The organism is Micromonospora sp. Mcm103 (assembly GCF_024519755.1).
GTDB lineage: Bacteria > Actinomycetota > Actinomycetes > Mycobacteriales > Micromonosporaceae > Micromonospora > Micromonospora aurantiaca.
Genome location: NZ_JALJRJ010000010.1, coordinates 131,774 through 150,658 on the forward strand (window position 1 = coordinate 131,774; position 18,885 = coordinate 150,658).

Here is an 18,885-nt window from a genome sequence, read left to right on the forward strand (position 1 = left end):
CCACACAGCGTGCCACGCCTGACCTCACATCGTCGCCGTGACCTTCTTCAAGCCGCGCGGCGCGTCCGGGTCCTCGCCCCGGGCCAGCGCCAGGGCCAGCGCGAGCCGTTGCAGCGGCAGGATGTCGAGCAGCGGCGCGTACCGCTCGTCGACCTCGGGCACCGCCATCCGGGTCTCGCCGACCTCGGCGGAGCCGACCACGACCACGTCGGCGCGACGTTCGCCGAGGCGGGGCAGCACCTCACGCATCGACGTGCCGCCGGGACCCGAGCCGACCACGGCGAGCACCGGGACGTCCGGGTCGGTCATGGCGAGCGGGCCGTGCAGCAGGTCGGCGCCGGAGAAGGCGAGCGCCGGGAGGTACGAGGTCTCCATCAGCTTCAGCGCCGCCTCCCGGGCGGTCGGGTACGCGTACCCCCGGCCGGTGGTGACGAGCTGGGCGGCGAACCGGTAGCGCGGGGCGAGCCGGGCCGGGGTGTCGTCGGCGAGCGTCTGCGCGGCCAGCTCGGGCAGGCGGCTCAGGGCGGCGTGCTCCTCGGCGGGCAGCACGCCGTCGCCGGCGCGTACGCCCTCGATCAGCATGAGCAGCGCGAGCAGCTCGGCGGTGTAGGTCTTGGTGGCGGCGACCGCGCGTTCGTGGCCGGCGGCGATGTCGACGCTCAGCTCGGCGGTCTCCACCAGCGGCGAGCCGGGGTTGTTGGTGACGGCGAGGGTGAGCGCGCCGGAGGCGCGGGCGACCCGCAGCACCTCGGCGAGGTCGGGCGAGCCGCCGCTCTGGCTGACGCCGACGACGAGCGCGTCGGAGAGGTCGGGCCGGGCGCCGAAGACGGTGATCGCGCTCGGGGAGGCCAGCCCGGCGGGCAGGCCGAGGCGGATCTCGGTCAGGTAGGCCGCGTAGAGCGCGGCGTGGTCGGAGGTGCCCCGGGCGGTGAAGACGACGTGCCGGGGGCGCCGTTGCGCGACGACGGCCGCCACCTCGGCGATGGCCGCCGCGTGCTCGGTGGAGAGCAGACGCTCGTAACCGGCGGGCTGCTCGTCGATGTCGGCGGCCATACCGGCCCCTGGAAGCGTCACTCCAGAACCTCCTTCTGCGCGTTTCCCGCGCGTTCGATGCTCAGTCTTGCACGTTTGAGCAGCCTCAATCAACGCAACGAACAGGAGTGCGCAGTGGATCACTAATCGACGGAAGATCCCCTAGGCTTGCCCGGCTGACCGACCCGACCGGCGAGAGGACGACGTGCCCGAGGACGACGCCGCGCTCTCCGCGGAGGAGGAACTCGCACTGGCCCGGCTGGCGCTGGGCGAGGGGGACCTGCGGCACGCCGCCGACCACGTGGCCGCCGCGCTGGTCCGCTCCCCCACGCTGCCCGAGGCGCACGAGACGCTCGCCCGGCTGAACGCGGCCAGCGGTGGCGACCTGGACCTCTTCCCGCTCGGTCAGCAGGCGTTCGTCGGCGCCGTGGTGGCCCGCGCGCACCTGCTCGCCGCCGCCGGCCGCCCCGCCGAAGGGCTCGACCTGCTGGCCGCCGCCACCGGCTACGCGCCCACCGCGCCCTGGGCCGCCGTGCCCTGGGTGACCGCCTCCGACCTGCCGGAACGCCTCGACCCCGAGCGCACCGCCCGGATCCTCATGCAGGTCTGCGCGGCAGCGCCGGACCCCGCGCCGCGCCGGCTGCGCGAGCCGCTCGCGCCGTACCTCACGCTGGCCCGCAACGCGATCACCGTCCATCCGGCCCATCCGCTGCTGCTGGGCGCGGCGTCCGCGCTGGCCCGGCGCCTCGGCGAGGTCACCCTCGCCGTCACCTGGGCCACCCGGGGGGTACGCGCACAGCCCACCAAACTCGGCGAGGTGTGGCTCGGGTACGCGTACCGCAGCGCCGGCCGGACCGCCGAGGCGCTCGCCGCACTGGAACGCGCTGTCGCGCTCGACCCCGACGACCTCGCCGTCTACGCGGACATCGCCGGCACGCTGGCCGACAACGGCCGCCTCGACGCGGCACTGGGCTGGATCGACAGGGCACTGGCGAAGGACCCCGCGTTCGACTGCGCGGTACACACCGCGCACCGGCTGCGCTACCTGCGCGACGGCGACGTGGACCACCTGGTGGCGCTCGCCGACTTCGTCCGCGACCACCCGGACGACACGCACGAGCACGGTGACCTCGCCGAGTGCTGCCGGGGCCGCCCCTGGCTCGGGCAGGTGACCCCGGCGGGCGACGACACCCCGGCCCCGGACGGTCCCGCTCCCTCGGCGGCGGCGGTACGGCGGCTCCAGCAGCTCGCGCACCCGGCGTGGGCGCATCCGCCGGCCGCGTACGACGCCGCGGTCGGGCTGGCCACACTGGACCTCGCCGACCTGCTCGCCCTGCTGGCACACCCGCCGGAGGCGCCGGCGACAGCGCTGGGCCGGGTGCTCGGCGGGCAGGATCCGGCACTGTGGACGCGCTGCGCGCAGGTCTGGGCCTGCCTCGGCCTGCTGCACCACCGCACCGACGAGCCGTGGGAGTGGTCGACCCGGCGTCGGGTGCTGGGGGAACTGGCCGCCGGCGATCCCGGACCGGCCGCCGAGGCGGCACTGTTCGCCCTGGTCACCGCCGCCTGGGTGCATCCGGACACCCGCGCCGACGTGGCCGCGCTGGTGTCCGGGCGGATCGCCGAGGTGGCCGCCGGGCCGATCCGGCGTACCCCGGTGGCGGTTTCGCTGGCGTACCTGGCGCGGGCCACCCCCGCCCTCGACCCGGCGGCACGCGCCACCGCCGAACGGCTGATCGCCGGCGCCGAGGGCGGTCCGCTCCGGCGTCTCTGGCGACGCCTCACCGCCCTGTTCCGCAGCGGCTGAGCGCCGGGACCGTCCCGGGGCCCCATTTCCTGCCCGCTCCCCGGCCCACACCACCCAGCCGAGCGCCGCCACTTCGCCGAGGTGGCGCGATCAACTCCCCTCCGACCCCGCCACCTCCCCGAACTGGCGGCAGCGATCGGCAAGCACGACCCACCCCACCCCGCGCACCGGTTCCCGGAATCGGGCCTTATTGCACCAGGCACCCGTAGACCGCCACCTCGCCGAAGTGGCGCGATCAACTCGCCTTCGACCCCGCCACCACCCCGAAGTGGCGGCCGCCCCGCGCCGACCACGGGCCCAGGGCCAGCGCGCACCGGCCCCCAGGACCGGGTGCCCCGCCAGCTCGGGGAAGTGGCGCGATCAACTCGCCCCGGACCCCGCCACCTCCCCGAACTGGCGGGCAGCGGGCGGAAGCACCGGGCACCGGGGCACCGCGGCGCCTCACTGGAGTGGGTACGCGGCGGCCCCGCGTACCCACTCGGGGGCGGCGGGGCCGCGACGATGCGTCAGGCGACGGGGGCCTTGCCGAGCGCGGCCTCGGCCTCGTCCTCCGGGGTGGTGCCGGCCGGCGGTACGTCGTTCGTCGCGCGCAGCGGCACCTCCTTGATGAACCAGGCGAGCACCGGTACGGCCACCGTGAAGACGACGGCCCAGAAGAAGACGTGCGAGATGGCGTCGGACAGGCCGCCGAGCACCGCCTCGCGCATCGGGCCGGTGAGCTTCTTGAGCGCCTCCAGGTCCATCGCGCCGCCCTCGCCGCCCGAGCCCGCGAACGCGGCACCGGCGGCCGAGTCGGCCAGGCGGTTGGCGAAGATCGCGCCGAAGAGGGAGACGCCGAACGAGCCGCCGATGGACCGGAAGAAGGTGGCCGCGCCGCTGGCCGCGCCGAGGTCCTTCTGTTCCACGCTGTTCTGCGCGATCAGCATCGAGGTCTGCATGAGGAAACCCATGCCGACGCCGAGCACGATCATGTAGAGCGAGGACTGCGTCTTGCCGGTGTCCACGTCCAGCAGGCTGAGCAGGCCCATCCCGGCGACCATGACCACGCCGCCGACGATCGGGAAGACGCGGTAGCGGCCGGTCTTGGTGATGGTCCGGCCGACCACCAGCGACACCACGAGCATGCCGAACATCAGCGGGAGCAGCAGCAGGCCGCTGTTCGTGGCCGACGCCCCCTGCACGGTCTGCTGGTAGAGCGGCAGGAAGTTCATCGCGCCGAACATGGCGAAGCCGAGCAGGAACCCGATCACCGAGATCAGCGCGAAGTTGCGGTTGGCGAACAGGCTCAGCGGCAGGATCGGCTCCGGCACACGCCGCTCCACCACCGCGAACGCGCCGAGCGCGAGCGCCGCCAGCACGGCGAGGCCGAGGATCTGCGGCGAGATCCAGTCGTACTCGTTGCCGCCCCACGTGGTCACCAGCACGATCGCGGTGATGCCGACGGACAGCAGCGCCGCGCCCAGCCAGTCGATCTTGTGTTCGGTGCGGTACTTCGGCAGGTGCATGGTGGTGGCAAGGACCAGCAGCGCCGCGCCGCCCAGCGGCAGGTTGACGTAGAACGCCCAGCGCCAGGAGAGGTTGTCGGTGATGAAACCGCCGACCAGCGGGCCGGCGACCATGGCGATGGCCATGATGCCGGCGATCATGCCCTGGTAGCGGCCCCGCTCGCGGGGCGGGACCAGGTCACCGATGATCGCCATGACGCCGACCATCAGGCCGCCCGCGCCGAGGCCCTGGACGGCGCGGAACGCGATCAGCTCGGTCATGCCGGTGTCGGCGCCGCCGAAGACGCCGGAGCCGGACATGCCGCAGAGCGCGGAGCCGACCAGGAACACCACCACAGCGGTGAGGAAGACCGTCTTGCGGCCGTACAGGTCGCCGAGCTTGCCCCAGATCGGCGTGGAGACGGTGGTGCCCAGCACGTACGCGGTGACCACCCAGGTGAAGTGGTCGGCGCCGCCGAACTCGAAGACGATCCGCGGCAGCGCGGTGCTGACGATCATGTTGTCGAGCATCGCGAGCATCATCGCGATCATCAGACCGAACAGGACGACCCGGACATTGGGTCTCGTGGTCACCTGGGCTGGTTGACTCATCGGTAGGCTCCCCCGCAGATCGGATGATCGACTTACTTGCCGCCCGGCTAGTTTGCTTACTAGCCGGACGGTAAGCTGATGGCGGGCGCACGTCAAGCGGATTGGAAGGATGTCGGCCGGTGAGGGAGACCACAGGTGGCACGCGGGAGCGGATCCAGGCCGTCGCCTTGGAACTCTTCACCGAACAGGGCTACGAGAAGACGTCTCTGCGGGAGATCGCCGAGCGGCTCGGCGTGACCAAGGCGGCGCTCTACTACCACTTCAAGAGCAAGGACGAGATCGTCACCAGCCTGGTCGACGACCGGCTGCGCCGGATGGACGAGCTGATCGCCTGGGCCGCCGGCCAGCCGCCCACGCTGGCGACCCGGCGCGCCCTGATCGGCAAATACGCCGACAGCATGTTCGCCGGCGACCTGCCCCAGGTGATGCGCTTCTTCGAGCAGAACCAGACGGTGCTCAAGAGCCTGGTCGCCGGCCAGCAGATGCGGGACCGGATGATGCGGCTGGCGCACGAGCTGTGCCGCGGCGACGACTCACCCGCCGCCCAGCTCCGCGCCGCGCTCACGCTGTTCGCCGTGCACAGCAGCTGGTTCGCGGTACGCGTGCCGGGCATCACCGACGACGAGCGCAAGCGGATCGCGCTCCAGGTGGCCGACGAGCTGCTCGCCAAGATCGGCGAGACCGGCCAGGGCTGAGCCGGTTCAGCCCGCCGCGGTCAGGTCCAGCCGCAGGCCGCGCAGGTCGATGCCGGGCAGCGGCGTCCAGTCCTTCTCCGGGTACCTGACGAAACCGAGCCGCTCGTAGAGGCGGTGTGCGCTCGCCGCCATCCCGGCGCGGACACAGATCACCACGGCGGTGCAGCCCAGCTCCGTGGCGCGCGCCACGCACGCGGCCGCGAGCGCGGCGCCCGCGCCCCGGCCCTGCGCGGCCGGATCCACGGCGAGCATCCGGAACTCGGCCTCGCCCGGGCCGGCCAGTTCGGCGTACGGGGTGCCGGGCAGCACGAACGTCACCGCGCCGAGCACCTGGCCGGTGACGTCGTCGACGGCCACCAGCACCTCGCCGGTCTCGGCGCGGCCGGCCACGTCGGCGAGCACCGGCGCGTACCCGCTCTCGTCCTTGAGCTGGCCGTCCGCCTCGTACGCGGCGACGGTCAGCCGGGCCACGACGGGGAAGTCCGCCGGCTCGGCGCGGCGCACCCGCAGGCCGGTCAACCGATCTCCGCGATCAGGTCGCCGTCCTGCACCACGTCGCCCTCGTTGACGGCGAGCTTCTGCACCACGCCGTCGGACTCGGCGACCACCGGGATCTCCATCTTCATCGACTCCAGGATGACGAGGGTGTCGCCCTCGGACACCGTGTCGCCGGCCGCCACGACGACCTTCCAGACGTTCGCCACCATCTCGGCGCGGATCTCCTCGGCCATCTCGCGGCCCTCCCTCTCCCCGACAGCTCCCCGACAATCCTGCGAACGGTATCCAATCATGACGCCGGTCACGCCGGGCCGCGCACCACCGGGCCGCGATCCGCCCCGCCGCGCCCCGGCGGGCGGTGACGGCACTAGCATCGTGCGGGTCGGCCACCGGCGAGCCCGGTGGGCCACACCGCGACCTTCCGCCGCGCCCCGCCGCGGACGGAACCGTGACCAGCACAAGGAGGCAGAGCATGGCGAAGAAGGCCCGCAAGAAGAAGGCCCGTAAGAAGAGCAGCGCCAACCACGGCAAGCGCCCCAACTCCTGATCATCCGATCAGGCGGCGCAGTCGCCGGACAGCGAGACGGCCCGGGTCCGTGATCGGACCCGGGCCGTTTCGCGTCGTTCGTCAGTCGGCCAGTTCGCGGGACTCGGTGGTCTCGAAGACCACCAGCTCGGTCAGCCGCAGGCGCAGCCGCTCCCGCAGCTTCTCCGGGGCCGCCTCGTTGCCGCAGCACCGGGCGACCAGCGCCTTGACCTCCTGCTCGATGCCGTACTCGCGCAGGCACGGCCCGCACTCGTCCAGGTGGTGCCGGATCAGCACCCGGCGCTCCTCGGCGCACTCCAGGTCGAGGTAGAGGTAGACCTCGGCGAGGACCTCGTGGCAGTCCGTCTCGTGCGGTTGTCCACAGCTCACGGTCACACCTCCCGGCCGGCGGCGGCGGTCGAACCCTTCTTCGACGAGGCGGCGCTGAAACCCCGCTCCGCCGCGTACTGCTCCAGCAGCTTCCGCAGATTACGTCGGCCACGGTGCAGACGGGACATCACGGTGCCGATCGGCGTGCCCATGATGTCGGCGACCTCCTTGTAGGAGAAGCCCTCGACGTCGGTCAGGTAGACGGCCAGGCGGAACTCCTCCGGCAACTGCTGGAGGGCCTCCTTGACGTCGCTGTCGGGCAGCCGGTCGAGCGCCTCCGTCTCGGCCGAGCGCAGGCCGCTGGACGTGTGCGACTCGGCCTCGGCGAGCTGCCAGTCGGTGATCTCCTCGGTCGGCGCCTGGATGGGCTGGCGCTGCCGCTTGCGGTAGGTGTTGATGTAGGTGTTGGTCAGGATCCGGTAGAGCCAGGCCTTCAGGTTCGTGCCCTGCTCGAACTGGTGGAAGGCGGCGTACGCCTTCAGGTACGTCTCCTGAACCAGGTCCTCCGCGTCCGCCGGGTTGCGGGTCATCCGCAGCCCGGCAGCGTAGAGCTGATCGACGAAGGGCATCGCGTCCCGCTCGAAGCGGGCCCTGCGCTCGTCCGTCTTCTCGGTGGTCAACCGCACATCCCCTCGCGTCGGATGCTTTCCCGCCGAGGATACGCGTACCCGCTTGCCGGCAGATTCACTTCCGGAGTGTGTGCCGGTGCTCACGACCGACGCCGCCGCGGGCCACTCCGGCGCGTCGAGCAGCCGCCGGAGCTGGCGCTCGTCCCGTTCGTCCCGTTCCCGGCTCCGTGTCTCGGTCGGCACCGGTCACCCCCCTCGCGATGGCTCTGTCGTCGTCCAAGGGAAGTAACGCGAGTTGTGGGGCGTGGCATTCCTCCGGCCCCACCCGATCCTGGTCCCGGCCTCGGCCGCGACCGACGCTGGGACCAGGAAGGGCCTGGGAGGGTGGCCCCGGCGCGCCCGAACCGGGCGGCCGGCACCAACCGGTGCAACGACCCGCCGCGCCGGACGGTCACGGCGCGCGCCGCCCGGTCAGCACGACCACCCGTGTACGCGCAGCCAGTCCCGCACCACGGCGGCCGTACCGGCCGGATCGCGGCGCAGGTCGTGGCGCTCCCCCGGCCGGACCACCACCTCGATGCCGGGGCCCGGCTCGGGCACGCCGAACGGGTCCCGGTCGCCGTTGACGACGAGCGTGGGCAGCCCGGTGAGCAGTTCGCCGGCCCGGGAGCGTTCCGGTCGTCCCGGCGGGTGCAGCGGGAACGCCAGCGCGACCACTCCGGCCGCCTCGACGGCGGTGGCGGTACGGCAGGCCACCCGGGCGCCGCTGGACCGGCCGCCGACCACCCAGTGGCGCACCAGCGGGGCACGGCGACGCAGGTCGGCCAGCACCGCCGTCCACGCCTCGTCGAGGTGCCCGGCGGGAGCGGGCGCGCGTCGCCCGGCGACCCGGTACGGCTGGGTCACCAGGGCCACCCCGGCCCCGGCGGCGAGCACCGCGTCCCGCACCGCGGTCAGGTCGGGCGCGTCCACGTCACCACCGGCGCCATGCCCGAGCACCAGCACCGTGGTGGCGTCGGCGGGTGTGTCGAAGCGGAGCCGGGCGGGTCCGCGTGGGGTGTCGATCTCGTCGTCGTGCCGCACCGGCCCATTGTGCGCGGACCGGCGCGCCCGCCGGTGGTTCGGCGCGGAGACGCCGACGTCGCCCGCGGCCCTGCCGGAGCGGACCACGGGCGACGTCGGGATCAGCTCAGCGGAACCAGCGTGAGCAGGCGGTCGCGCACCGGCGGACCGGCGTCGTCGAGCGCGTCCGGATCCGGCTGCACCTCGCTGCGCCAGGCCACCAGCATGGCGCGCCGCTCACGCGGCGTGGTGCCGCCCCAGACGCCGTGGCAGTCGCCCACCTCAAGCGCCCAGGCCAGGCAGGAGCCCTGGACGTCGCAGGTGCGGCAGAGCGCCACCGCCGCGTCGGCCGGTTCGTTCGGTGCCGGAAAGAACGTCTCCGGATCGACGTTCTGACAGGTGCCCCTGGTGCGCCACGCGTCGTCCTGGCGTCGTTCGCTCAGCGCCCGCAGCAGTCGCGGATCGCGCCGCGCGGCGGCTACCTCGTGCGGACGCGGCATACGTGCCCGTGTCAATACACCCACCTCCCCCGTGGGAACCGGCGTAGATCTCTCACAAGATCGATGAGTGTCATCCGCCCCGTGCGAACAGACGCCCATCACCGGCGCTGTGTTCTATCGCATTCGAATACGTAAGGACAAGGGTCTTCAATGAAACTGACTGAACGTCCGGGCGACTTTTCCGGCCTAACCCCGGCAAACGGGGCGCGCAAATGTGGCGGAGCGTGATCAGAACAGCGTCGGTCCGGCGGCCGTCCCGGCACCCGCCGGAGCCACCGCGGCGACCAGCTCCGGGCCGTCGTTGCGGACGTCGCCGACGGCCCGGGACACGGGCCGGATCTCCAGCCCGGCGAGCAGGCCGGCGTCCGGCGGCGCGAGCAGTTCCGCCGGCTCCTCGGCCGGGCCGAGCCACTCCGCCCAGCGCTCCGGCGACAGCAGCAGCGGCATCCGGTCGTGCACCTCGGCCAGCTCGCCGACCGCGGCGGTGGTGAGCACGCTGAACGTGAGCCGGGCCGCACCGGCCGACTCCCAGACCGACCAGATGCCGGCGAAGGCCAGGACCGAGCCGTCCCGCGGGGTCATGAAGTAGGGCTGCCGCCCGCCGTCGGCGAGGCGGACCCACTCGTACCACCCGTCGGCGGGGACCAGGCAGCGACGGCGGGCGAAGGACGGCGCGTACGCCCGGCTGGTGGCGACCGTCTCGGCCCGCGCGTTGATCATGCGGGCGGCCCCGGCGGCGCTGCGCGACCACTGCGGGAGCAGGCCCCAGCGGCCGAGGGAGAGCAGCCGGTGCCCCTCCGGGGCGAGCCGGACCAGCGGCACCGGGTCGGTCGGCGCGACGTTGTAGTCCGGCGTCACCCCGCCGGTCTCGTCGGCCGACTCGAACAGCGCGCTCAGGTCGGCGGCGCTCCGGGTCGTGGCGTACCTCCCGCACATGGCGCCCACGCTAGCCGCATCCGGACGTTCCGGCTGTCCCGCCCAACGGGAGCAGCGGCGCCGGACGGTTCCACCAGGCCGCGAGCTTGGCAGAATGTAACGGTGAGCAATCCGACCGCGACGCGTCCGCCGCAGCAGTGGACCGCGCCGACCGCGAGCGACCCGGTCGCCGCGACGCTGCGCCTGCCCGGCTCCAAGTCGATGACCGCCCGGGCCCTGGTGCTCGCCGCGCTCGCCGGCGGGCCGTCGACACTCGCCCGGCCGCTGCGCGCCCGGGACACCGAACTGATGGCCGGTGGCCTGCGCGCACTCGGCGCCCACATGTCGATCTCGGACGACGACCACTGGCTGGTCCGCCCCCACCCGCTGGCCGGCCCGGCGCACGTCGACGTCGGCCTGGCCGGCACCGTGATGCGCTTCCTGCCCCCGGTGGCCGGACTGGCCGCCGGGCGGGTCACGTTCGACGGCGACCCGCACGCCCGGACCCGGCCGCTCGGGCCGCTGATCGGCGCGCTGCGCACGCTCGGCGTCCGCATCGACGCACCCCCGGCCGGCAGCCTGCCGCTCGTCGTCCTCGGCGCGGGCCGGGTGACCGGCGGCGACGTGGTGATCGACGCCTCCGCGTCCAGCCAGCTCGTCTCCGGGCTGCTGCTCGCCGCGCCCCGCTTCGACCGGGGCGTCGTGGTCCGGCACGAGGGGCCGCCGGTGCCGTCCGCGCCGCACGTGCGGATGACGGTGCAGATGCTGCGCGCGGCCGGCGCCGCCGTGGACGACACCACGCCCGACGTGTGGACGGTCGAGCCGGGCCCGCTGTCCGGGCGCGGCTGGGAGATCGAGCCGGACCTGTCCGGCGCCGCGCCGTTCTTCGCCGCCGCGCTGGTCACCGGCGGCGAGGTGACGCTGCAGGGCTGGCCGCGCAGCAGCCTCCAGCCGGTCGACCGGCTCCGGGACCTGTTGCACCGGATGGGCGGCGAGGTGAGCCTCGGCACCGACGGCCTGACCGTGCGGGGCACCGGCACGGTGCGCGGGATCGACGCCGACCTCTCCGACGTCGGCGAGCTGACCCCGGTGCTGGCCGCGCTCACGCTGCTCGCCGACGGTCCGTCCCGGCTCACCGGCATCGGCCACATCCGCGGCCACGAGACCGACCGGGTCACCGCGCTCGCGAAGGAGTTCACCGCGCTCGGCGCGGACATCACCGAGACCCGCGACGGGCTGGACATCCGGCCCCGACCGCTGCGCGGCGGGACGTTCCGTACGTACGCCGACCACCGGATGGCGCACGCGGCGGCGGTGGCCGGGCTGGCCGTCCCCGGCATCGAGGTCGACGACGTGGCGTGCACCTCCAAGACCATGCCGGAGTTCCCGGCACTATGGTCGGGGATGGTGACCGGCAAGAACTGAGAGCGGGGGACGTCCTGGCGACGAAGCGGCGTGAGTACGACGAGGACGACGTCCGGGTCCGGCCGGGCCGGTCGTCGCGCCCACGAACGCGCACCCGGCCCCGCCACGCCGACGCCGTCGAGGGCTTCGTCATCGCCGTCGACCGGGGCCGCTACACCTGCGTGCTGTCCGGTGCCGGGCCGGACGCGCCGCTCGTGACCGCGATGCGCGCCCGCGAGCTGGGACGCAAGTCGGTGGTGGTGGGTGACCGGGTGGGGCTGGTCGGGGACACCTCCGGTGCGCCGGGCGCGCTGGCCCGGATCGTGCGCATCGCCGAGCGGACCTCGGTGCTGCGCCGCACCGCCGACGACGACGAGACCACCGCCGAGGGGCGGCTGGAACGGGTGGTGGTGGCGAACGCCGACCAGTTGGTGATCGTCAGCGCGCTCGCCGACCCGCCACCGCGTACCGGGTTCATCGACCGCTGCCTGGTGGCCGCGTACGACGCCGACATCGAGCCGCTGCTCTGCCTCACCAAGGCGGACCTGGCCGGCCCGGAGGCGGTGCTCGGCTACTACACCGAGCTGGAGCTGCCGTACGTGCTGATCCGCCCGGACTCCGACCTGGCCGCGCTGCGGGCGCTGCTCGCCGGCCGGGTCTCGGTGATGGTGGGCCACTCCGGGGTGGGCAAGTCGACGCTCGTCAACCGCCTCGTCCCGGACGCCGAACGGGCGGTGGGCACGGTCAGCGCGATCGGCCGGGGCCGGCACACGTCGACGAGCGCGGTGGCGCTGCACCTGCCCGCCGAGCCCGGCGCCGACGGCGACACCGGCTGGATCGTCGACACCCCCGGGGTACGCAGCTTCGGGCTGGCCCACGTGTCCGCCGAGAGCCTGCTGCACGGCTTCCCCGACCTGGTCGAGGCGACCGTGGACTGCCCGGCCAACTGCCCGCACACCGCCGACGAGGCGGACTGCGCGCTCGACGCCTGGGTGGCCGCCGGGAGGGCGGACGCGCGCCGGCTCGCCTCGTACCGCCGGTTGCTGGCCTCCCGCAGCGGCGACGGCGACCCGCGCGAGCCGGAGCGCAACCCCGGCGATCCGCTCGCCGGGTCCTGACCGGCGGACCGGCGGCGACCCGCCGTCGCCGGCCGGGCCGCCGCCACTAGCGTGTCCGTCATGACCGGGTACGCCGACGACCTCGCCCTCGCCCACCTGCTCGCCGACGCCGCGGACGCCGTCTCCTCGGCCCGGTTCCGCGCGCTCGACCTGCGCGTCGAGTCCAAGCCGGACCTGACCCCGGTCTCCGACGCGGACACCGCCGTGGAACGGGAGATCCGCGCGCTGCTGGCCGCCCACCGTCCCGGCGACGGTCTGCTCGGCGAGGAGTACGGCGAGCAGCCGCCGGCCGGGCCGGACGGGCGGCGCTGGGTGATCGACCCGATCGACGGCACGAAGAACTTCGTCCGGGGCGTACCGGTCTGGGCCACCCTGATCGCGCTGCTGGAGCACGACCGGCCGGTGCTCGGCCTGGTCTCCGCCCCGGCGCTGGGCCGCCGCTGGTGGGGCGCGCTCGGCGCGGGCGCGTTCGCCGGCACCGGCCCGGCGGACGGCACGCCGATCCGGGTCTCCGGCGTGACGGCGCTCGGCGACGCGAGCTTCTGCTACTCGTCGCTGACCGGCTGGGAGCAGGCCGGGCGGCTGGACGCGGTGCTCCAGCTCATGCGCGACACCTGGCGCAGCCGCGCGTACGGCGACTTCTACGGCTACATGCTGCTGGCCGAGGGTGCACTGGACGTGATGGTGGAGCCGGAGCTGTCGCTGTGGGACATCGCCGCGCTGGTCCCGATCGTCACCGAGGCGGGCGGAGTCGTCACGGATCTGGCCGGGCGGCCCGCGCCGGCCGGCGCCGACTCCGCCGACATCAGCGCCGTGGCCAGCAACGGGGCGCTGCACGACGACATCCTGGCCCGGCTCGGCCGTCCAGCCGAGCGCTGACCCCGGGGGAGCCTCTATCCTCGCCAGGTGGTTTCCTCCGGTTGGTGCTTCCTGGCGGCGATGATCATCGCGTACGGCTTCGCCAACCTCCTCCAGTCGGTCGCGGCCGCGCGGACCACCGTGCACCACACGTTCGACCCCGGGCTGCTGCTGCGCCTGGCCGGGCACCGGACGTACCTGATCGGCCTGACCTGCCAGGTCGTCGGCTTCGTGCTGGCCTTCCTGGCCCGCCGCGACCTGCCGTTGTTCCTGGTCCAGGCCAGCGTGGCGGCCGGGCTCGGGGTGACCGCCGTCCTCGGCGTGCTGGTGCTCAAGTGGCGGCTGCCCGCAGCCGAGGTGGTACTGCTGGTGCTGCTGTTCGCCGGCATCACCGCGCTCGTGCTCTCCGCCCAGCCGGCGCCGTCACGGCAGCTCGGCACCGCCGGGCTGGTCGGCCTGGCGGTGGCGGTGGTCGCGATCGCCGCCTCCGGCTTCTTCGCCGCCCGGCTGCACGGCGCGCTCGGGTCGGTGGTGCTCGGGTCGCTGGCCGGGATGGCGTTCTCCGCCGCGGCGGTGGCGGCCCGCCCGCTCGCCTCGGCCGGATCGGTCGAGGCGTTCGTCCGCGACCCGCTGCTCTACCTGCTGATCGTCCACTCGCTGATCGGCCAGCTGCTGCTCGGGCTGGCCATGCAGCGCGGTTCGACCACGGCGGCGGTCGCCGCGATGGACGCCGCCGGCGCGGTACCGGCCGCGATCGTCGGCCTGCTGCTGCTCAACGACAAGATCTGGCCCGGCCGGGAGTGGCTGGCCGGGCTCGGCTTCCTGGTGACGCTCGCGGCGGTGGTCGGCCTGACCCGGTACGCCGAACCGCAGCACCACCACGCCAGCGCCCGTCAGAAGGCGATCGCGGGCGCCGGGATGGTGCCCGTTCAGGCCGCCTCGACCGGCCCGCGTTCGGAGACGACCACCTCGACCGGCGGCGTCGCCTCGACCGGCGTCGGCTCGATTCCCGTGGCCGGACGGCGGCGCCCGATCACCCGCTCGTAGAGGCGCTCCAGCGCGGCGGCGGTACGTTCCCAGGTGTAGCTGCACCGGACCCGGTCCACCGCGGCGTGCCCGTACGCGAACCGTCCGGCGTTGTCGGACAGCAGCCGGCGCAGGGTGACCCCGAGCGTGCGGACGTCACCCGGCGGCACCAGCTTGCCGGTCACCTCGTCCACCACCGCGTCGGCGATGCCGCCCATGGCGTAGCCGACCACCGGCACGCCGCAGGCCATCGCCTCCAGCGACACCCGCCCGGCCGACGCGTAGTGCGCGGTGCAGGCCACCACGTCGGCGGAGCGGTACCAGGTGGCCATCTGGTCGTGCGGCACCGCGCCGACCAGCTTCACCTGCTCCGCCACGCCCGCCCGCTCGGCCAGGTCGCGCAGCCGGCGCGCCTCGGCGTGGCCGTCCAGCCGCTCGGGCGGCGGACCGCCGGCGATCACCAGTTCCGCGTCACCCACCAGCCGCATGGCCCGGATCAGGTCGTCCTGCCCGTGTCCGGGCGCGAGCCCGCCGACGGAGAGGATCCGGGGCCGCTGGTCCCGGGGGGCCGCCTCGCCGTCCGGGTGGAACTGGCCGGTGTCCACCCCGGTCGGCACCATCGCCACCGCTGTGCGTTGCAGGCCCATCCGGGTCAGCTCGTCGACCTCGTCGTTGCACTGGGCCACCGCCACGTCCACGGCCCGGGTCAGCGCCCGCTCCAGCGGGATCCGCTCCCCCGGCCCGCCGTACTCACGGCCGAGGTGACGCAGCTGCTCCACGCCGAGCGAGTGGAACGTCTGCACCACCGGGATGTCGGTGGCGCGGACCGCGTGCGCGGCGGCCAGCCCGCCGACCCAGTAGTGCCCGTGCACCACGTCGGGGGTCCAGTCCCCGGCCCACTGCCCGGCCAGCCAGCGGCCGTACTCGGCGACGAACGGGACCAGCTCGGCGGTGGAGAGCATGTCGGGCGGGCCGACCGGGACACGTTCCACCCGGTAGCCGTCGAGTTCGGTCAGGGCAGGCTGGGCGGATGCGGCACGGCGCTCGTAGACGCGGACGTCATGGCCCCGGGCGGCGAGTTCCGCCGCCACGCGCGCAATGTGCTCCTGCGTCCCGACGGTGGGACCGTCGGTGGACGAGCCGGCGTGCGCGCATACAAGGCCGACGCGCATGGTGCACCTCCATGCGTTCTCTGCGAGCGGGGTCTCCGGTCAGAGCGTCCCATTAACCCAGGTCCGGTGCGCCCAAACCTGACAGATCGGCGTCGCCCGGCCACGGCGTCCCGCGGACGGGACAGCCGTCCGAAGCCGATCACCGGCGAAAACGGTCGGCATGACCGCCCGGCCCGGGGGTACCGACGGGGAATGCCCCTGACCCGCAGCCTCTCCGACGCAACAGTGGTCATCACCGGCGCCTCCAGCGGGATCGGCGCCGCCACCGCGTACGCGCTGGCCCGCCGGGGTGCCGACGTGGTGCTGGCGGCCCGGACCGAGTCCGCGCTGCGCCGGGTCGCGTCGTACTGCCGGGAACTGGGCGGCCGGGCCCTGGTGGTGCCCACCGACGTGACCGACCCGGAGGCCGTGGAGCGGCTGGCGGGGCGGGCGGTGGCCGAGTTCGGCCGGATCGACGCCTGGATCAACAACGCGGCGGTGGGCACCGTGGGGCTGTTCGACGAGATCCCGATGGCCGAGTTCCGCCGGGTGGTGGACGTGAACCTGCTCGGCGCCGTGTACGGGACGCGCGCCGCGCTGCCCTGGCTCGACGCGGCCGGCGGCGGGGTGCTCGTAAACAACGCCTCGGTGCTGGCCGAGGTGGCGATGCCGTACCAGTCGGCGTACAACGCGACCAAGCACGCGATCCGCGGGCTGGCCGACACGGTCCGGCAGGAACTGCGGGTGACCGGCCGGGGGAACATCTCCATCTGCACGGTGCTGCCCGCCACCATCGACACGCCGTTCTTCCGGCACGCGGCCAACCACTCCGGCCGGGAACTGACCCCGCCGCCGCCGGTGTACCCGCCGGAGATGGTCGCCGAGACGATCGTCCGGCTGCTGCGGCGTCCCCGGCGCGAGGCGTACGCGGGCGGCGCGGCCCGGCTGATCGGCCTCCAGTGGCGGCTCGCCCCGGCGCTGGCCGAGCGCGTGCTGGGCTGGTACACCGCGCGCACCCAGTTCGGCCCCGGCGTACGCGCCGACTCCACCGGCGCGGTCTTCACGCCGGACGCGGCGGCGGAGCGGACCGACGGGTGGTCCGGCCGGCGCGGGCAGGTGCTGCGGCTGACCGCGGCGGTCGGGCTGGCCGCCGGCACGGCTGTCGGCACGGTGGCGGCGCTCAGCCGCCGGTCGCGGGCCGGTCGGCCGTGAGTCCCGTCGACCGGACCGGTGCGCGGGCGCGGACCGAGGGGCACAATGGGGCGATCATGCCGACGGATGCGCGTTGCCTGGTGGAGACCGACGACTCCTCGCCGACGGTCCGGCTGACCGGGGTGCTCGACCGGTCCGAGGTGGAAGCCGTACGGGACGCGCTGCTCGCCCGTTTGTGGCGGCACCCCGGGGTGCTGCTCGTGGACCTGTCCGGGGTGCGGATCCCCGATCCGGTGGCACGCGACGCGCTGGACGAGGTCTGCCGGGCGGTCGACGACTGGCCCGCCGCGCGGCTGCTGCTCGACCCGGACGGGCCGCCACCGGACGCGCCGCCCGAGCCGCTCGACGCCGAGCTGCCCCCGGTGGTCGAGGCCGCCCGGGAGGCGCGGGTGCTGGTGACCGGCGGCTGTGCCAGGTGGGGACTGCCGGAGCTGACCGAGCCGGCCTGCATCGCGGTCACCGAGATGGTCAACAACGTGGTGGCGCACGCGGTCACGCCGATGACGCTCCGGCTGGCCCCACGCGGCGGCGCGCTGCACCTCGCGGTCCGGGACCACTCGACCGGGCGGCCCGCGTACGGCGGTCCGGCGCCGGTGGACTCGGTGGGCGGGCGAGGGCTGCTGCTCATCGACACGGTGGCCCGGCGCTGGGGCAGCACGGCGCTGCCCGACGGCAAGGTGGTGTGGTGCGTGCTGTACGCCGAGGACGAGACGGCGTACCGCAACTGAGGTGCTTTTCGCACTGTTTCTCCCGATCCTCCCGGCCGGTCGCGGTTAGGGCGGGGAGCGCAGTGGGTAGTTCCCGGGCATGCGCGACGACGAGTACCCCACCCCCGTGTCCGATCCCGAGGCGTCGGGCCTGCCCGACACCGCCGACGACGACTCCAGCGCCCACGACGACGTGCTGACCGGGCGCGAGGCGGACGGCCCCGACCCGGCCCAGATCCCCGGCGACCGCACGCCGGTGGCGGTGGACCAGTTCGGCACCACGGCGGAGGAGCAGCTCGACGGCGAGTCGCTGGACTACAAGCTCCAGCGCGAGCAGTACGAGCGCCCCGCCGACGACCCGCTCGCCGGCCCGGTCGACCCGGACATCGCCGCCGAGGCGGACAGCGAGGAGGCCGCCGCGCAGGCCCAGCTCGACGCCGACGTGATCGACCCGGGCCCGGTCTCGGACCCGCACTCCCCGGTCTCCGTGTACGACCACGGCCAGCTCGGCAGCGTCGCCGACCACCAGGTGGGACGGCTGGTCGAACCGGACGAGGGCGCACACACCGATCAGGAGACCGACAACGTCGCCTACGACGCTGGCGCGGCCGGTGGCGGGGCCAGCGCGGAGGAGCTGGCGGTGCACGAGACCCGGCCGCCGGAGGCGCGCTGACCGCTCAGTCGTCCAGGCCCCGCTCGATGGCGTACCGGGTCAGCTCGACCCGGTTGTGCAACTGGAGCTTGCCCAGGGTGTTCTGCACGTGGTTCTGCACGGTCCGGTGGGACAGGCTCAGCCGGTCGGCGATCTGCTTGTAGGACAGCCCCTTGGCGACCAGACGCAGCACCTCGGTCTCCCGTTCGGTGAGCCGGGGTGCGTCGTCGTCCGGGGCGGGCGGCGCCGCGGCCAGCCGCCGGTACTCCCCCAGCACCAGCCCGGCCAGGCCGGGCGTGAACACCGGTTCACCGGCCGCCGTGCGGCGCACCGCGTCCAGGAACTCCGCCGGTGCGGCCGACTTGATCAGGTAGCCGGTGGCGCCGGCCTTGACCGCGTCCAGCACGCCCTGCGGCTCACCGCTGGCCGACAGCATGAGCACCCGCACGCCGGGCAGCGCGGCGCGCAGGCCCCGGATCACCTCGACGCCGGAGATGTCCGGCAGCTGGAGGTCGAGCACGACCAGGTCGGGACGGGCCGCCGCGGCCACCCGTACCGCCTGCCGGCCCTCCCCGCTCGTCGCCACCACCTGGTGACCCGCCTCGGTGAGGTCCCGGGCCACGCCCTCGCGCCACATCGGGTGGTCGTCGACCACCATCACCCGGAT

21 protein-coding genes are annotated in these 18,885 nt (G+C 74.3%); 10 read left to right on the top strand and 11 right to left on the bottom strand.

The features are described from left to right. Positions 1 to 24: 24 nt before the first annotated feature. Positions 25 to 1,053 (bottom strand): SIS domain-containing protein, encoded by a 1,029-nt coding sequence (locus OC439_RS14980; protein WP_194800719.1) that lies wholly within the window; start codon positions 1,051 to 1,053, stop codon positions 25 to 27. Between the two features lie 184 nt (positions 1,054 to 1,237). Here OC439_RS14980 and OC439_RS14985 point away from each other — a divergent pair, with 184 nt between their 5' ends. Next, the gene (locus OC439_RS14985) at positions 1,238 to 2,839 is read left to right on the top strand and encodes a tetratricopeptide repeat protein (protein WP_262013945.1); all 1,602 of its coding nucleotides are present in this window, start codon (positions 1,238 to 1,240) and stop codon (positions 2,837 to 2,839) included. A gap of 506 nt (positions 2,840 to 3,345) precedes the next feature. Here OC439_RS14985 and OC439_RS14990 read toward each other — a convergent pair. After that, complete coding sequence (locus tag OC439_RS14990; RefSeq protein WP_262013946.1) at positions 3,346 to 4,935, bottom strand: MDR family MFS transporter; 1,590 nt, start codon at positions 4,933 to 4,935, stop codon at positions 3,346 to 3,348. 119 nt (positions 4,936 to 5,054) lie between these two features. Between OC439_RS14990 and OC439_RS14995 the strand changes: the two genes are divergently transcribed. After that, the gene (locus OC439_RS14995) at positions 5,055 to 5,630 is read left to right on the top strand and encodes a TetR/AcrR family transcriptional regulator (protein ID WP_262013947.1); all 576 of its coding nucleotides are present in this window, start codon (positions 5,055 to 5,057) and stop codon (positions 5,628 to 5,630) included. A gap of 6 nt (positions 5,631 to 5,636) precedes the next feature. Here the strand turns inward: OC439_RS14995 and OC439_RS15000 are convergent, their stop codons facing one another. Then, a complete protein-coding gene (locus OC439_RS15000) occupies positions 5,637 to 6,149 on the bottom strand; it encodes a GNAT family N-acetyltransferase (RefSeq protein ID WP_262013948.1) in 513 nt (170 codons plus the stop codon). After that, positions 6,146 to 6,361, bottom strand: coding sequence for a biotin/lipoyl-binding carrier protein (locus tag OC439_RS15005; RefSeq protein ID WP_135241895.1), 216 nt, complete (start codon positions 6,359 to 6,361; stop codon positions 6,146 to 6,148). Before OC439_RS15005 ends, OC439_RS15000 begins: the two co-directional genes overlap by 4 nt. A 239-nt stretch (positions 6,362 to 6,600) precedes the next feature. Between OC439_RS15005 and OC439_RS30370 the strand changes: the two genes are divergently transcribed. Further along, positions 6,601 to 6,675, top strand: a complete 75-nt coding sequence (locus tag OC439_RS30370; RefSeq protein ID WP_369752275.1) for a 50S ribosomal protein bL37 — start codon at positions 6,601 to 6,603, stop codon at positions 6,673 to 6,675. 81 nt (positions 6,676 to 6,756) lie between these two features. On the opposite strand, the gene rsrA is transcribed toward OC439_RS30370, so the two are convergent. The 5 genes from rsrA to OC439_RS15030 form a co-directional block, all read right to left on the bottom strand. Continuing rightward, positions 6,757 to 7,044, bottom strand: coding sequence for a mycothiol system anti-sigma-R factor (gene rsrA / locus OC439_RS15010; protein WP_135241896.1), 288 nt, complete (start codon positions 7,042 to 7,044; stop codon positions 6,757 to 6,759). Positions 7,045 to 7,046: 2 nt separating this feature from the next. Continuing rightward, positions 7,047 to 7,856 carry a sigma-70 family RNA polymerase sigma factor gene (locus OC439_RS15015; protein WP_315985935.1) on the bottom strand — a complete coding sequence of 270 codons (810 nt, stop codon included), beginning with the start codon at positions 7,854 to 7,856 and terminating at the stop codon, positions 7,047 to 7,049. 228 nt (positions 7,857 to 8,084) lie between these two features. Further along, positions 8,085 to 8,696, bottom strand: coding sequence for an alpha/beta family hydrolase (locus OC439_RS15020; RefSeq protein WP_262013949.1), 612 nt, complete (start codon positions 8,694 to 8,696; stop codon positions 8,085 to 8,087). 101 nt (positions 8,697 to 8,797) lie between these two features. Then, complete coding sequence (locus OC439_RS15025) at positions 8,798 to 9,190, bottom strand: WhiB family transcriptional regulator (protein ID WP_013288375.1); 393 nt, start codon at positions 9,188 to 9,190, stop codon at positions 8,798 to 8,800. A gap of 213 nt (positions 9,191 to 9,403) precedes the next feature. Continuing rightward, the gene (locus OC439_RS15030; protein ID WP_262013950.1) at positions 9,404 to 10,111 is read right to left on the bottom strand and encodes an SOS response-associated peptidase; all 708 of its coding nucleotides are present in this window, start codon (positions 10,109 to 10,111) and stop codon (positions 9,404 to 9,406) included. Positions 10,112 to 10,213: 102 nt separating this feature from the next. On the opposite strand from OC439_RS15030, the gene aroA reads away from it, so the two are divergent. From aroA to OC439_RS15050, 4 genes are read left to right on the top strand one after another with little or no spacing between them, the layout of a single operon-like run. After that, the gene (gene aroA, locus OC439_RS15035; RefSeq protein WP_262013951.1) at positions 10,214 to 11,515 is read left to right on the top strand and encodes a 3-phosphoshikimate 1-carboxyvinyltransferase; all 1,302 of its coding nucleotides are present in this window, start codon (positions 10,214 to 10,216) and stop codon (positions 11,513 to 11,515) included. Next, positions 11,485 to 12,612 (top strand): ribosome small subunit-dependent GTPase A, encoded by a 1,128-nt coding sequence (gene rsgA, locus OC439_RS15040; protein ID WP_262013952.1) that lies wholly within the window; start codon positions 11,485 to 11,487, stop codon positions 12,610 to 12,612. Before aroA ends, rsgA begins: the two co-directional genes overlap by 31 nt. 60 nt (positions 12,613 to 12,672) lie before the next feature. Continuing rightward, a complete protein-coding gene (hisN, locus tag OC439_RS15045; protein ID WP_194800491.1) occupies positions 12,673 to 13,491 on the top strand; it encodes a histidinol-phosphatase in 819 nt (272 codons plus the stop codon). A 60-nt stretch (positions 13,492 to 13,551) separates the two neighbouring features. Next, a complete protein-coding gene (locus tag OC439_RS15050) occupies positions 13,552 to 14,517 on the top strand; it encodes a hypothetical protein (protein ID WP_262014004.1) in 966 nt (321 codons plus the stop codon). Here OC439_RS15050 and OC439_RS15055 read toward each other — a convergent pair. Beyond that, on the bottom strand, positions 14,400 to 15,668 hold the full coding sequence (locus tag OC439_RS15055) for a glycosyltransferase (RefSeq protein WP_262013953.1): 1,269 nt from the start codon (positions 15,666 to 15,668) through the stop codon (positions 14,400 to 14,402). The genes OC439_RS15050 and OC439_RS15055 overlap by 118 nt on opposite strands. 192 nt (positions 15,669 to 15,860) lie before the next feature. Here OC439_RS15055 and OC439_RS15060 point away from each other — a divergent pair, with 192 nt between their 5' ends. From OC439_RS15060 to OC439_RS15070, 3 genes are all read left to right on the top strand, one after another. After that, complete coding sequence (locus OC439_RS15060; RefSeq protein ID WP_262013954.1) at positions 15,861 to 16,859, top strand: SDR family oxidoreductase; 999 nt, start codon at positions 15,861 to 15,863, stop codon at positions 16,857 to 16,859. 56 nt (positions 16,860 to 16,915) lie between these two features. Next, a complete protein-coding gene (locus OC439_RS15065; RefSeq protein WP_262013955.1) occupies positions 16,916 to 17,587 on the top strand; it encodes an ATP-binding protein in 672 nt (223 codons plus the stop codon). A gap of 79 nt (positions 17,588 to 17,666) precedes the next feature. Next, the gene (locus OC439_RS15070; RefSeq protein WP_262013956.1) at positions 17,667 to 18,239 is read left to right on the top strand and encodes a DUF5709 domain-containing protein; all 573 of its coding nucleotides are present in this window, start codon (positions 17,667 to 17,669) and stop codon (positions 18,237 to 18,239) included. A 4-nt stretch (positions 18,240 to 18,243) separates the two neighbouring features. On the opposite strand, the gene OC439_RS15075 is transcribed toward OC439_RS15070, so the two are convergent. Beyond that, on the bottom strand, positions 18,244 to 18,876 hold the full coding sequence (locus OC439_RS15075; protein ID WP_262014005.1) for a response regulator: 633 nt from the start codon (positions 18,874 to 18,876) through the stop codon (positions 18,244 to 18,246). Between the last annotated feature and the right edge of the window lie 9 nt (positions 18,877 to 18,885).